Source organism: Streptomyces sp. NPDC051561 (genome assembly GCF_044454195.1).
Taxonomy (GTDB): domain Bacteria; phylum Actinomycetota; class Actinomycetes; order Streptomycetales; family Streptomycetaceae; genus Streptomyces.
Window position 1 is genome coordinate 23373 of sequence record NZ_JBITDM010000004.1, and the last position, 12498, is coordinate 35870.

General features: G+C 68.1%; 13 protein-coding genes. All 13 read right to left on the reverse strand.

The annotated features are described in order from the left end of the window. Nucleotides 1-4: 4 nt before the first annotated feature. The 13 genes from ACIA73_RS10980 to ACIA73_RS11040 all read right to left on the reverse strand — a co-directional run bounded on the left by ACIA73_RS10980 (nucleotide 5) and on the right by ACIA73_RS11040 (nucleotide 11530). Nucleotides 5-274: a hypothetical protein gene (locus ACIA73_RS10980; protein WP_399438088.1), complete on the reverse strand. Its 270-nt coding sequence runs from the start codon at nucleotides 272-274 to the stop codon at nucleotides 5-7. Continuing rightward, the gene (locus ACIA73_RS10985) at nucleotides 274-621 is read right to left on the reverse strand and encodes a DUF6238 family protein (protein WP_399438089.1); all 348 of its coding nucleotides are present in this window, start codon (nucleotides 619-621) and stop codon (nucleotides 274-276) included. Before ACIA73_RS10985 ends, ACIA73_RS10980 begins: the two co-directional genes overlap by 1 nt. Before the next feature lie 50 nt (nucleotides 622-671). After that, nucleotides 672-2102, reverse strand: coding sequence for an ATP/GTP-binding protein (locus tag ACIA73_RS10990; protein WP_399438090.1), 1431 nt, complete (start codon nucleotides 2100-2102; stop codon nucleotides 672-674). Continuing rightward, nucleotides 2099-3622 (reverse strand): SCO6880 family protein, encoded by a 1524-nt coding sequence (locus tag ACIA73_RS10995; protein ID WP_399438091.1) that lies wholly within the window; start codon nucleotides 3620-3622, stop codon nucleotides 2099-2101. The genes ACIA73_RS10990 and ACIA73_RS10995 overlap by 4 nt, the downstream gene beginning before the upstream one ends. A gap of 6 nt (nucleotides 3623-3628) precedes the next feature. After that, entirely contained in the window at nucleotides 3629-5296 is a 1668-nt protein-coding gene (locus ACIA73_RS11000; protein ID WP_399438092.1) for a hypothetical protein, read from the reverse strand. Then, nucleotides 5277-6464, reverse strand: a complete 1188-nt coding sequence (locus ACIA73_RS11005) for a hypothetical protein (protein ID WP_399438093.1) — start codon at nucleotides 6462-6464, stop codon at nucleotides 5277-5279. Before ACIA73_RS11005 ends, ACIA73_RS11000 begins: the two co-directional genes overlap by 20 nt. 94 nt (nucleotides 6465-6558) lie before the next feature. Further along, nucleotides 6559-6906, reverse strand: coding sequence for a hypothetical protein (locus tag ACIA73_RS11010; protein ID WP_399438094.1), 348 nt, complete (start codon nucleotides 6904-6906; stop codon nucleotides 6559-6561). A gap of 53 nt (nucleotides 6907-6959) precedes the next feature. Then, entirely contained in the window at nucleotides 6960-7940 is a 981-nt protein-coding gene (locus tag ACIA73_RS11015) for an NlpC/P60 family protein (RefSeq protein ID WP_399438095.1), read from the reverse strand. An 11-nt stretch (nucleotides 7941-7951) separates the two neighbouring features. Further along, nucleotides 7952-8356 carry a hypothetical protein gene (locus ACIA73_RS11020; protein WP_399438096.1) on the reverse strand — a complete coding sequence of 135 codons (405 nt, stop codon included), beginning with the start codon at nucleotides 8354-8356 and terminating at the stop codon, nucleotides 7952-7954. Between the two features lie 461 nt (nucleotides 8357-8817). Further along, complete coding sequence (locus tag ACIA73_RS11025) at nucleotides 8818-9387, reverse strand: hypothetical protein (protein WP_399438097.1); 570 nt, start codon at nucleotides 9385-9387, stop codon at nucleotides 8818-8820. Between the two features lie 102 nt (nucleotides 9388-9489). Continuing rightward, complete coding sequence (locus ACIA73_RS11030; protein WP_399438099.1) at nucleotides 9490-10623, reverse strand: DUF2637 domain-containing protein; 1134 nt, start codon at nucleotides 10621-10623, stop codon at nucleotides 9490-9492. Then, nucleotides 10620-10967 carry a DUF4326 domain-containing protein gene (locus ACIA73_RS11035; RefSeq protein ID WP_399438100.1) on the reverse strand — a complete coding sequence of 116 codons (348 nt, stop codon included), beginning with the start codon at nucleotides 10965-10967 and terminating at the stop codon, nucleotides 10620-10622. Before ACIA73_RS11035 ends, ACIA73_RS11030 begins: the two co-directional genes overlap by 4 nt. Then, nucleotides 10967-11530, reverse strand: a complete 564-nt coding sequence (locus ACIA73_RS11040; RefSeq protein ID WP_399438102.1) for an ATP-binding protein — start codon at nucleotides 11528-11530, stop codon at nucleotides 10967-10969. Before ACIA73_RS11040 ends, ACIA73_RS11035 begins: the two co-directional genes overlap by 1 nt. Between the last annotated feature and the right edge of the window lie 968 nt (nucleotides 11531-12498).

A 12498-nucleotide genomic window follows, 5' to 3' on the forward strand; every position in this document is an offset into this window, starting at 1 on the left:
TGAATTACTTACGGCCCGCACGGCGTCGGCGCAGCGGCCGGGGCGCCTTGGAGAGGCTGACGCGGGGCGCGGGCGGGGCGAGCAGTCCTGGGCGTATTTCTGTCGCCCGGAGAACGGCCTTGGCCGACAGGTGTCGCCGGAGCGCTGCCTTGGAGGCGAATCCCGCATTGCGGCGGGCGCGAGCCGAGGCCCCCCAGGCGGTGATGAGCCCGACCCCGCCCAGCGCCACGACGCCGTACAGCAGGAGTGCGAACCCCTGTGGCATCAGCTCCATCAGATGCTCTTGCGCGCGGCCCGCGCAGCGAGGTAGCGCATCCGACGGGTACAGAGCCGGGCGAGCGGAGCGGCCGGACCGGCCTGGCGGGGTGGTGCGGAGTGGTACGCGTGGTGGAGCTCCTCCGCTGCCCGCCAGAGGTGTCCCACCGCCGCTCGCGCGTGCCCGCCGGCCGCGAACGAGTCGTCGCCTTCGAGATCGACCGCGAGCTGTGACGTGCGGTGCGCGGCTCGGAGGAACTCGGCGTGCAGCGCGTCGACGTCACCTCGTACGGTCCGGGGCGGGACGTCCGGCGGAGCGGCAGATTCAGTCGGTCCGAGACTGCGGACGAGGGACAGGGCGGGCATGCGAAACCTCCGAGGTGATGCGGGAAGGGCGGGCCGGGTGTTCCTGCCGATCAGGCCGTGTCCGGGTCGGTGGCCGTGAGGTCGGTCATGGAGCCGGAGGAGAAGCAGAGGTGCTGTTCGGCTTCGGTCAGCAGGTGCTGCACGCCGGGGTAGATCACCTCGCCCACTTTCCAGAGCGCGACTCCGCGCCTCAGCCGCATGATGTGCTCGGGCGTCCACCCCGGCAGACCGAGGCGTTTCGCTGTGTCCTCCGCTTCGGCCATCTTCATGCTGTAGACGACGATGGTGTCCGCCATCTTCAGCGCGGCCTGCGTCTCCGGGCTGTCGTCGACATCGCTCAGGTGGTGGACGATGAAGATGCAGGAGAGCCCGTAACCACGCGCGAACTTGAGGAACTTCTCCAGCAGGCTGGCGAGTTGAGGCGTTCCGAGGATGTGCCAAGCCTCCTCGCAGACCAGGATGCGCTTGCGTTGGGTGTAACGGCGGCAACCTGTATCGGAGTTGGCGCCAAGCTCCCACGCGCCGGACGCCGCGTCGATGACCGTCCGGTTGTGGTGCTCGGGCCCCTGTCCGCACTCGCAGACGGCGCGCAGCCACACCTCCTCCAGGAAGACGCTGACGACCGCGACGAGGATCGTCATCGCGATGCCGCCGGACGGAACCTTGGTGAGGTCGAAGACGACCATGTCCGCATCGAGGTCAATGTCCAGACTGGTCGGACCGTCGAGCATCCCCGTCAGGTCGCCCGTCGTGTCGCCGTCACTGCCGCACAGCCGGTCCAGGACGTACGACGCTTCGAGACCGTCGCCCAGCAGCTCGTCTCGGGTGCGCTGCTTGGCCAGCGCGTCCGCCTCCTCCGGGGCCCGCAGTGCTGCCGCAACATCGGTCAGCACGGGAGTGCGGCCCGCTTCGGCCGCCAGGCGGTGCGCGTGCCGGATCGCGATGCGCAGAGCGGAACCCGCGAACTCGTTCAGCTTCTTGCCCAGACCGAGTTCCACGATCGTGCGGACGAGTTCGACCTGACGCTTGCCCGCGATGGCCGGGTCCATCGGGTTCACGCAGGAGGCACCGCCGCCCGGCGCGAACTTCACCGGGGCACGGCCGGTGAGCGACCGGCCGAGGGCCGCCCACTCACCTTCCTGCCGTTCCTTCTGCTCTTTCGTGTCGAGGACGACGATCTGTCGGCCCAGGCGGATCTGCCGCGCCGCGTACGTCTTGACGAGGGCACTCTTCCCGCGGCCGGTGTCCCCCATCACGATCATGTTGCCGCCCGGCAGGCCGTCGCCGAAGGCGCAGAACGGGCAGTAGACGAACGCCTTCCCGGAGTACAGCTCACGGCCGATCACCGCACCCGCCGAGCCCAGCGACGGCGGGGCGATGGGCAGGTAGAGGGCCTGGCTGCTGGTGGTCGCTGTGTAGAGCGGGCGCCGTACGGTCGCGTGCTGCGGCTTGAGCGGGACGAGGTCGAGAAGGTCAGTCACTGGATGCCTCCGGCGAAGGGCAGGGTCGTGGCGAAGGCACGAGCGTGTTCGAGGTCGAGCCACTCGATGCGCAGGTTGGCATTGCGGGCGCGTGAGGCGGTGGTGCGCTTCGTACGCTCCAGCTCCTGGGCACTGCGCGCGGAGACGGTCACGTACCCGACGACGGCCGCGCCGGCCGCGCCGGACTGGGCGAGGTCCATTCCGCGCGAGCCGGTCGCCGCTGCGGCGATCAGGTCGCGGGGGTCGATGTTCTTGCCGCGCTGGGAGTTGCGGAGCATCTCGCCCTGGTTGTTGGTGTCCTCGTCGAGCATCCGTTCCACGGCCTTGCCGTTGGGCTCCAGGTCCTGCGTGATGGCGATGGAGCGGATCACGTCGGGCATACCGATGAGCAGTGGCGAGAGGAAGTCGGGGCCCACAGGGGTCACCGGCCAGTCCGTCACGGCGGCGGTCGCGTGGTACCAGCAGTCCGTCGAACCGGCGGCGCGGGTGGCGACGTACGCCCCGTTCCGCACGTCGACGTTGCGCGGGAAAGCATGCGTCTGCGGGAGGTCGGTGTCCCAGATCGCGTGATCGGGGTCGTACGAGTTGCGGATGAGCGCGGCGAGACCACGTTCGTCCAGCGGCGCGACCACCGAGAGATCGGCATCCTCGCAGCGTGACCACAGCTCTTCCACGTACGAGGCCATGGCCTCGGCGATGCCGTCGTCTCCCGTGCCGCGGGCCGAGGCGTCGGCCGCGAAGTCGCGGTTGAAGCGGGCGCGCGCGATCACGTAGTAGCGGTGCTCTTCAGCGGACGTCGAGACCGCCTCAGACAGGGCGTCGTACGAGTCCTTGAGCCACTGCGGGGAGTTGGCGGTTGCCGACGACTGATCCCGCTGCGCAATGAACCGCTGGTGGGCGTGCGGGTCGCTCTTGAGCTGGCGGGCGATGACCTGGATGCGCTTGACAGGGTGTTCCTCGGTGTTGCCGAAGGCGTCGAGGAGTTCGCCCCACCGTTCGAGGGCTACGACCTGCTCGCTGGACTCCTTGCCGCCCAGGCCGGGCGAGGTGACTTCGAGGGTCGCGGTGACGCAGCGGGATTCCGGCTGAAGGACGACGACGGCCTGCTGCCCGCGTACGGTCACCGGCAGCCAGGTCATTCCGGCGATGCCTTCCGGCTCGGCGAGCGCGGCGTCGGGCGGGGTGCCGTCCTTGCGGACGCCCGCTTCCACAGCAGGGGACACCCAGACGCCGCCGGTACGGCCCAGGGCCTTGCGGTGGTAGCGGGAGATCCGCCACCACTTGTAGATCGTCCGCCGCTGGGTGGTGCCCTTGGGCCGGTACGGGGCGTAGACGACGACCAGCGCGGACACGATCGGCGCGACGGCACCGATCGCCGCGAGCAGGGTTACGCCGGAGAAGACGGAGCCGAACAGGAGGCCCAGCCCGCAGCCGCCGCCGAGCACCATCTGTTCGCCGAGGTCACTGCGGCCGAACAGGCCGGTGGGGCGGTGCTTGCCGAATTGATACGTACGAGACATCTGAGATCACGAGTCCTTGCCGGTGGCGGGCTTGTGCGGCGCCGTCGACCCGCCGGGCGGTCGCACCGGGGGCATGGGGAGGGTGGAAGGGCCGGAGCCGGGTGTGGAGCGCGGAGCGGGGCCAGGCGCTGCGGGCCTGGCGGGCGGCGCGGCGTACGGGGCCGAGCGCCGGGGGTGCGGGGAGGGCGCAGGCACGGGGCCAGTAGGTCCTGCCGGGGTCGAGGGGCCGGACGGGGCGCCCGTCGGCCTGTTACCGGGAGGCTGCCGGGGTGAGCGCGGAGCGTCCTTGACCGGCACGGCGCTGGGACCGCCGCCGCTGCCGCCGGGCCGTGTCGTCGCGGGAGCACTCGAACCGCCGTTGCCGCCCTGCGGAGGCGTACCGGCGTTCTCGGAACCGGCGTCGGCGCCCTGAATACCGGGCGAGGCTTCCGCCTTGGCCTTGACCATGCCCGCGCCCACCTTCGCCGCCCCGAGGGCCAGAGCAGCAGGAGCCGCAGCGGTACCGAGCGCACCCTTGCCGCCCGCCTTCGCGGCGGTCGACGCCCCGGCCTTCGCGGCTCCGCTCTTCTTGCCGCCGCCGACCAGTGCGTCCTGTATCCGCGAGCCCATCGCCCGGTTGGCGTGCGACATGGGCCCGTCCACGGCCGCCGCCGGTCCGGCGGACGCCGCCGTCTTGCGGTCCTGGCTGAGTTGGGCCATTTCGTCGCCGAAGGCTGGCACCCACTTGTATAGCGTCGCCGAGGCGAAGACGGCGAGCAGGAGGATCAGCCCGCCGATCAGGATGCGGGACGTGGTGTCCGTCATGCTGCCGGTGGAGTCGCTCATGATCGCGCCGCCCAGTCCGAGGAGCGCGAACAGCACCGGTTTGCTCAGGCCCAGCGCGACTAGCGCGCCGACCCACTTCTTGCTCTTGCCCCACAGGTCGCGGTCGACCAGGCCGCTGTTGACGAGCGGACCCAGCGCCACCCCGACGTACACGGCCGCACCGCGGATCAGCAGCTCGATCCACATGAGGAGGGCGCCGCACATCATCAGCAGGTTCACGACCAAGAGCTGAAATACGGCCTGGTTCGGCTGCGCTGCCATGACCTTCAGCATGTTCTCCAGGAACGGCTTGAAGTTCTCCGTGGCGTACGGCGCGAAGATCGCGGTGACCTCGTCCACCGCCTTGAGGAACAGGCCGATCACCGCCGGGGTCAGGGCGTTCACCACGAACTGGAGGACCAGGAACCCGACCGCTTCCGACGCGGCCTTCATCAGTGGGACCCCCCGCACTGCCCGCTTCGCCACGGCGATGAGCCACAGGGCCGCCGTGATCAGCGAGGACGCCGCGAAAATCAGGGCGTACTGCTTCAGGAACCCAGCGCTGGTCAGGTCGATCTTGCTGGTGTTCTCCATCAGCTCCAGCATCTTGCGCAGGAACCAGATGTTCGCTTCGGCGATCTGCTGGAGCATGAAGCCGAGCGGGTCTTGGACGAAGTCGATGGCCTTCTTGGCTTCGCAGACCAGCGGGATGTAGCAGAACGGGTTGGCCGTCGCCGCCGGTACGAAGATGAAGCCGAGTACGACGTTCACCCAGGCCACGGCATACAGCCGACGCCTGAACGAAGACCGTGGGCGTGAGCGCTCGATGGTCAGCAGACCGGGAACGTCCTCACGAAAGCGCAGCCGCATCAGCCACACCTCCCACGTCCGCGAACTGCGGTGCCGCAGTTGCCTGCTCGGTCGGAAGCTGAGAGGGAACGAGCGGCTCGGAGGGGGAGACCGACGTTGCCTTCCAGGTTCCGCCGTCCCAGACGAGATTCACGTTCATCCGCAGGTACGCCACCTGCGGGCGCTGTGTCTCGTCGTCACCGGCGACTCCGCCCACCGACGCCGTCCACAGTTCGACGCTCGCCGCCTTCGGTGAGAAGGACAGCATCCGCGTGGCCAGAACACCGGTCCGCGTGACCAGCGTCCCGCCATCGGCTGTCCTGCCGTCGTGCCCCACCTGTCGGTTCTCCACGACGAGGTCCGCCGACGCGTCCGCCTCGCGCTTCACGCCCGGCAGCGCGCTGGGCGCCGTTGTCGCGCGCAGCACGTCGTGACGCCACGCCTTGTCCGCGAAGAATCGCGGGTCACCGTGCAGCGACACGGAATTGACCGCCGCCGAGCGTGCACCCTGTTCGTCGTGCTTGTACGGGAGGGGCAGCCCGGACTCGGTCAGAGCGCCGCTGAGGACCGGGTCGTCCGCTTCAGACGCGGCGTACGCGGAGAAGTCAGACGCGGGGTTGGTGGCCTGGTCAGAGGAGATCGGCGCGACGTGGCCCTTACCTGTGGAGAACGCCGAGACCTTCCAGTCCCCGCCCTCCCAGGCGAGATTTACCGTGGCGGAGCTGAAGCCCGCCTCGGGAGACTGCCCTCCGGCAGATGCCCCCCGCACCGAGGTTGTCCACAGACGAATCACTGCGCTGTGGATATCGAACGACATTACTTTCTCCGTCAGGACCGCCGTCCGAGCAACGGTGGCCTTGGTGTTCAGCCGTGCGGAATCGCCACGAAGCTGTGCGGACGCCGCTGCCGCTGCGTCGTTTGCGACCCCGAGCAGGCCGGGGGCCGCCGGGGTGGACGCCATCGCTTCGATGGCACGCTTCCGAGCCGAAGCATCGGTCAGCAGGCGAGAGCTTCCCTGCGCCACGGCGAAGTTGGCCGCTGCCGCCTTCGCGCCGGCCTGCGTTCGCGGGTACCGGGTCGCGACCCCGTCAGCCACCGTGAGGCGCGGGGCAGCGCCGGGAACGGAACCGGCGCTGGCGTGAGGAGAGGCCGCAGTGCGGGTCTCCGGCGGGCCGGAGGCCAGGCTCACGACCACTCCGGCCGCGGAGATCACGGCGACGGCTCCGGCCGCGATTCCCCAGCCGCGTGCCCGTGTGGGGTGTCGAGTCGGTGTGCTGGTCACGTCACACACCCATGCCGTACGTGATCGTGAAGAGAGTGCCGAACGACGCGACGAGGAAGACGACGAGCAGGCCGCCGACCATCATTCCCTTGCCGCGTGAGGAGTCCATGGTCGAGTGCCCGTCGCCCACCCACCCCTTGCTCTTAGCGAGGCCGGAGAAGAAGGCACCCGCACCGGCCACGAGCACGAGTGCGGCGAGCACGCCCAGGAGCACCTTCGCCGTGCCGCCTAGTTCACCGAACGGGCCCCAGTCGGGCTTGACGCCCGAGACGACGTCAATGCCCGCCGCCAGGGTGGAGAACTGGTTGTGAACGGACGGGTCGGAGGCGACGGAGAGGAGGTTGTGCATAGTGGATTCCCTTGTTGGTGAGGGTTGTTGCGAGTGGAGAAGGAACGTTTCCGCTAAGCGATATGGCGCATAGCGAGGACCTGGTCGGCCCAGTACGAAAGAGGCTTGATGCGGACCTGAGCGCCCGTGTGCGGGGCGTCGATCACCTGGGAGTTGCCGATGTACATCCCGACGTGTTCGGGGTGATCGGCGGAGCCGACGGAGAAGAGGAGGTCTCCGGGCTTGAGCTGGACGAGGCTCTTGACGGCCGTGCCCATGTTGACCTGGTCGTACGTCACCCTCGGGAGGTTCACGCCGCCTGCGGCCCACGCCATCTTGGTGAGCGAGGAGCAGTCGCAGCCGCCGGCCCCGGTGTACGGCGCGACGCAGTCGCCGCCCCACTGGTACCAGGTGCCCAAGGCCCGCTTGGACGCCGCGATCGCGCGTGCCGCTCCCTTCCCCGCAGGCAACGGCGCCGGGCCCGCGGTCGCCGCCCACTTCTCGGCGTACGCCCGGATCTTCTTCACGTAGTCGCGGGTCTCCGGGAACGGCGGGACACCGCCGAACTTCTTCACGGCCCCGCCGCCCGCGTTGTACGCGGCGAGCATGTTGTCCGTGCTGTCGCCGGGGACGCCCTTGACCTCGTCCGCCAGGACACAGTCATAGGCGGCTTGCGCCGCGATGGCGTCCGCAGGCTCGAAGACGTCCTTCTTACCGTCCCCGTTGCCGTCCACGCCGTAGGCCGCCCAGGTTCCGGGCATGAACTGGGCGATGCCCAGCGCGCCGACGTTGGACTTGGCGGCCTTGTCGAAGTTCGACTCGCTGAAGAGCTGGGCGGCCAGCAAGGATTCGGTGACCTGGGGGCACTTGCCCGCGTTCTTCTTGATCAGCGGGCGGACCCAGGCGGGAACCGGCGAGCCTGCCGTCAGCCCCGCGCCTGCTCCGGCCTCGGTCGCCTTCGCGCTGTCGGCCCCTCCGAGGAGCATCAGGAACCCGATGACCGTGCTGCCGCCGGCCAGGACGAGGGCGGCCGGAGCCGCCAGTGCCTTGTTCATCCCGTGGCCCGTCAGGCCCACGGCAGGTCGGAGACCTGCCAGCCGTTCGCCGTACGGGCCAGCCGAACAGCGAACTGACCGCCAGCACGCTGTGCTTCGCCTGACCGGGGTGTGGTGGTCAGGACGTACGAGACGCGAGCGAGCGCCGAGGAGGCGTCTGGTGCGGGTGCGCCGTCCGGCACGGACACGGAGGGCACCTTGGTTGTCACCAGGGCCTGTTCACGACGCAGCGCTGACCAAGGGGCTTCCTGCCCAGGGCGCTTCTGGGAGAGCACTGCCCCGAGGTCCGCCGTGGCGTACCGCGCGGCGCGTTCTCCGGCCGAGGAGTACGAGGTGTCGTGACCGTCCCGTGCGTCGTGCTGGAGATAGGCGACTGCGAACGCCTGGGCCGTCTCCTGGGCGTCCCTCGGCAACATCGGAGTGGGCTTTCCGGCGCTGGGGTTGGGGGTACTCAGTGAGCTGGAATCCGTCGAGCGAGGAGCGTGAACAGGTCCGCCTGGTGCGGCGCTCGACGAAGAGTCGGAGGAGCTGATAGCGAAAGCAAGAGCCGCCGATGCAATGCCGACACCCACGGCACCGGCCACGGCTATGGAACGGTTGGAAAAGGGCATAGGAAGGCCACAACCTCGTGCTAAATGGAGGAGAGGCTGAGGATTGGGGATTCGACCATAGGTGGTGCAGGGAAACCCCGTATCTCAGCGACCCCTTGCGCGGTGCGCTCTGGGGCAACTCGATTGTGGCGCGGGAGGTGGGGACGTTTCTTCGGAAGAAACTTCACTGAATCTGGGCGCCTGAGCAGCGAGGGAACGGGAAGAGGCGGCCCGCCACGTGGAGTGGCAGACCGCCTCTTTATTTCCCCAATAGAATCGGGTCGTACTTATCTGTGGAGGCTAGATTTCTGTCCGTCGGCACAACTGAGTAGTGCAACTGCCAGCCAAGGAATCGCCTGTCCTGTGAGGAGGACCGGTTCACAGGTTTGGTAGGTGAGCATCATATGGTCACTTCCCGGCAGGAATTCGACGCCAGTCAGAAGTGCATGGTCGAACGGAAGCCACTCGGCATTGCTGCGTTCCCATATACGAAGTCCGACAGAGGTCAGCGCTACGCGTGCCTCGGAGTGGCCTCGCCACCGTTCCTGAGCCGCTATCTCGGCCTCGTAGTCGCGACGGGCAGCCAGCCGCGGATTGTCGACCCAGCGGCGGCCGAAGGTGGGGTGGTCCTCGTAGTAGCCCGCCCGTCCGCGCGGATAGTCCACCTCTGTGGCGTACCACCGGGCCACCCCGCATCTCACGTCTGCGTACGGCATCTCGCCGTTCTTCAGAGGCAGCCCCGGCACCGGAGCCGGCTGGAGGTTGCCGCCGGCCTCTAGGTACTGGGCGAGCGAGGCCGCCGCTTCCTGCCCCTGGCCGAGCGTGAGTTCGCGTGAGCGGCGGCGCTTCCGCTTCATCGAGGGAACTCTCCTTCTGCTGTGCCGTTGGCCGTGGCGCCGTTGTGCGACACCACGGCCACGGTTGAACGGTATGCGCGAGACCAGGTCCGCTGGCTGTTATCAGAGCGCCCGTGAGCTGGAGGCCGGTTCTTGCGCCTGGAACTCTGCTTCCTCGCGCAGGATCGCGAGGAGATCACTGACTCGGTCGTTGCTGATGCGGTACTGAGCTCGGACCGCCGCCGCCACCTCGTCTCGTGTGATGCGGCCGTGCGCCGTTACTGCCGCACGGGCCAGGGGAAGCATCCGACGAAGTTCGTCGCTAGCGATGTGAGGGGCCTTACGTCCGGCGGCTGACACGGGAGTTACATCAGCTTCTGGGGTCTGCTGCTGCGTCGCATCGTCAGGGTTGGTGCCGCTGTCTTCGCGGACGGACGAAGGCTCCTTGATGCCGTCCGGGACGGACTGGTCCTCCTCCGTCCCGTTGCCATTCCCGTCATTCGAGGTGGGGACGAATTCGTGACCGGCGCCGCCGGGCAGGCCGGATTCGCGGTCGGCGGGGTGCTCGGCGACAGCCTCCGAGGAAGACTCGGAACCGCGTCCCGGACCGGCAAAGGAGTCCCCGACAGCGCTCCCCGGACCGGTAACAGCTCCTTGAATCAGTCCGTCTTCGGTCCCCTGCCGTCCGCTGGGAGGGGAGAGCCGGACGGCCTTCTCCAGCGACACAGCCGAGGCTTTTTCGCCGTCCGGGACGAGTCCCGGACGGGCGGACGGCGGGATGGGGAGCACCGTTCTGCGCGTCCGCGTCATGAGGATGTACAGGTGCACAGCACCCGCCAGGGCGAGGGGCGCGAGCATCGAGAGGATGCCCACGACCGAGTCATCGAGCCGCAGTGCGGACCGTCCGGAGGGCACGCTCCGGTTGAGCGTGATGGCGTGCAGCGAGTTCGCCCAGAGGCTCGCGCCAGTTGCCAGGAGGAAGAGCGTCCAGGCGTAGAGGCGAGCACCGAAGGGGCGGTTAAGGAGGACGACGATCGCCCTCACGCCATACGCGATGAAGCCGTCCACGAAGACCGGGAACAGGTAGGAGAGCGACTCGCGGGCGTGGATTGCGACGGCTATCTGACGCAGCGCGTCGTACGAGAAGACGAAGCCTGCCGCCCCGAGCAAGACGATCGCGGTGACGTCCCAGCCGGTCATCACCTGGTCGTCGCGGACAGGCAGATGCCCCGTCGTCGTGCTGCTGGCGTAACTCATCGCTTGCTCTCTTTCGGGGCGGGGGAATGCTGGTCGAAGGCGAGCGACGGGTTGGCCAGCCGGAGGAGTACGTCCCCGTGGCAGGGGATGCCGAGCGGACACGGGCAGAGCAGGTCTTTGCCGTGGAGGAGGCGGGCGAACATCGCGGCGTACCGCCGGCCGACCGGACCGCGCAGCGTCGCCGCGTACAGCTCGACGGCTTCACTCGGTGACATCGGCCCCCGAGCGGTCGGGCTCGGGTCGCCGGGGCGGAACGGGTTGCCGAACTGTCCCGCGCCGATGAATACAGCGTTGTGCGATGCGCCCGAGTCGGAGGACGAGAAACCCTGAAATCGGTGGGGCATCACGCCGCCTTCCGGCGGCGGTCCGCGCCGATCATGGGAACGACTGTCGCCATCTGCGCTAGACGGCTGGTGATCCGTTCGCCGAGGTACGTCGTGAGGTCCGGGACGGCCGGATCATCGCTGCGGACGGGGAGGTTCGAGGTGAACACGGTCGGAAGGCAGTGGTTGTAGCGGTGGTTGATCAACCGGTAGGTGATCTCCTCCTTCCACTCGGAGCCCTTCGCCGTGCCGAAGTCGTCCACCAGGAGCAGGGGCACGGTCAACAGCCGCTGAAGCTCCCGCTCGGACTGCCCGAGATTCTGGGAGGGAAGCAGCGCGCCGTACAGGTCGGCGCTGCTCGTCCCGATGACCCCGTAGTGGGCAGGACCGGCCTCCGCGATCCGTCGCAGAGCGCCATACGCCTGGTACGTCTTCCCAGTCCCGGTTGGGCCAACGATCAGTAGAGATCCGGCGGTGGCCGAGTCGGCGATTACCCGGTCCGCCCAGGCGTTCACGTAGGGGAGGGTCGAGCACGCGGCGCGGTAGCGCGGCGGGGCCGCGGTCTCCCAGCGATTGAGTGCCATCCGGGCTCGCTGCTGGCGGTGCCACGCCGGGCTGCCCGGTCCGAAGCCGCTCGGTTCTTCGGGCTCAGGAACCAGCCGTGCACCGTGGGCTTCCATCGCACGGCGAAGTGCTTCCACTGCCCTGTGCGGGGTCTCGGGCTCAGACATGATCAGAATCCGTTCTGGTACGCGGTGGCGACGGGATTGCGGTAAGGAGCCCACCCGGACGCGGCGGAGCGGAGCGGTACGGCACCAGGTGATGTGGGCGCAGGCCCAGAGGGGCCGCACGAGGGGAGGTCCGCCCAGATCCGGAGAAGGTAACGGGCGGTCTTGGGAGGTCGGGCGGCGCTCCAGCGGCGGCTGACGAACTCCACGAGCGCGGCCACACCCCAGCGGGCCGAAAGAGCTGTTACCTCCTCCCACTCCTGTGCTGAGAGCCCCCAGCCGACGAGCATTCCGGCGTTGGTCAGCGAGGACACGAGGTCGCCAGCGGCTTCCGGTACCGGAACCGGTCCTGCGGAAAGAGCTGAAGGCGAAGCACTTCGGCGTGGCAAGCTTGCTTGCTTTTCTTGAGTGTTAATACTCCCGTAGGGAGTATTAACACTCCCACGGGTGTCCGTGTAAATTTCACCCTTTGAGGGCGAGGGCTTCAGGGTTTCAGCAGAAGACTTCACTGTTTCCTGCGGTGCTTCAGTGAATTTTTTTCCACGCGTGACTGTCCCTCCTGATTCCGATTCGTTCAGGTCTGCGGAATCCTTCAATAGGAGGGTGTATCGGTTACGGCATCCGCTCCCACCGCCCTTGGCTACTCGTATCTCTTTGAGATCCTCCAGTTCGCCAAGGCATTTCCAGATGGTGCGACTGGTGAGATGCGTCAGATTCGCAATCTCCTCAACTGAAATCTCGACACTGTCGTCGGACCCGCACATGGAGTGGGCCAATGCGAGGAGAACGAGGCGAGTCCCGTTGCGTGAGCGAGATGCGGACCA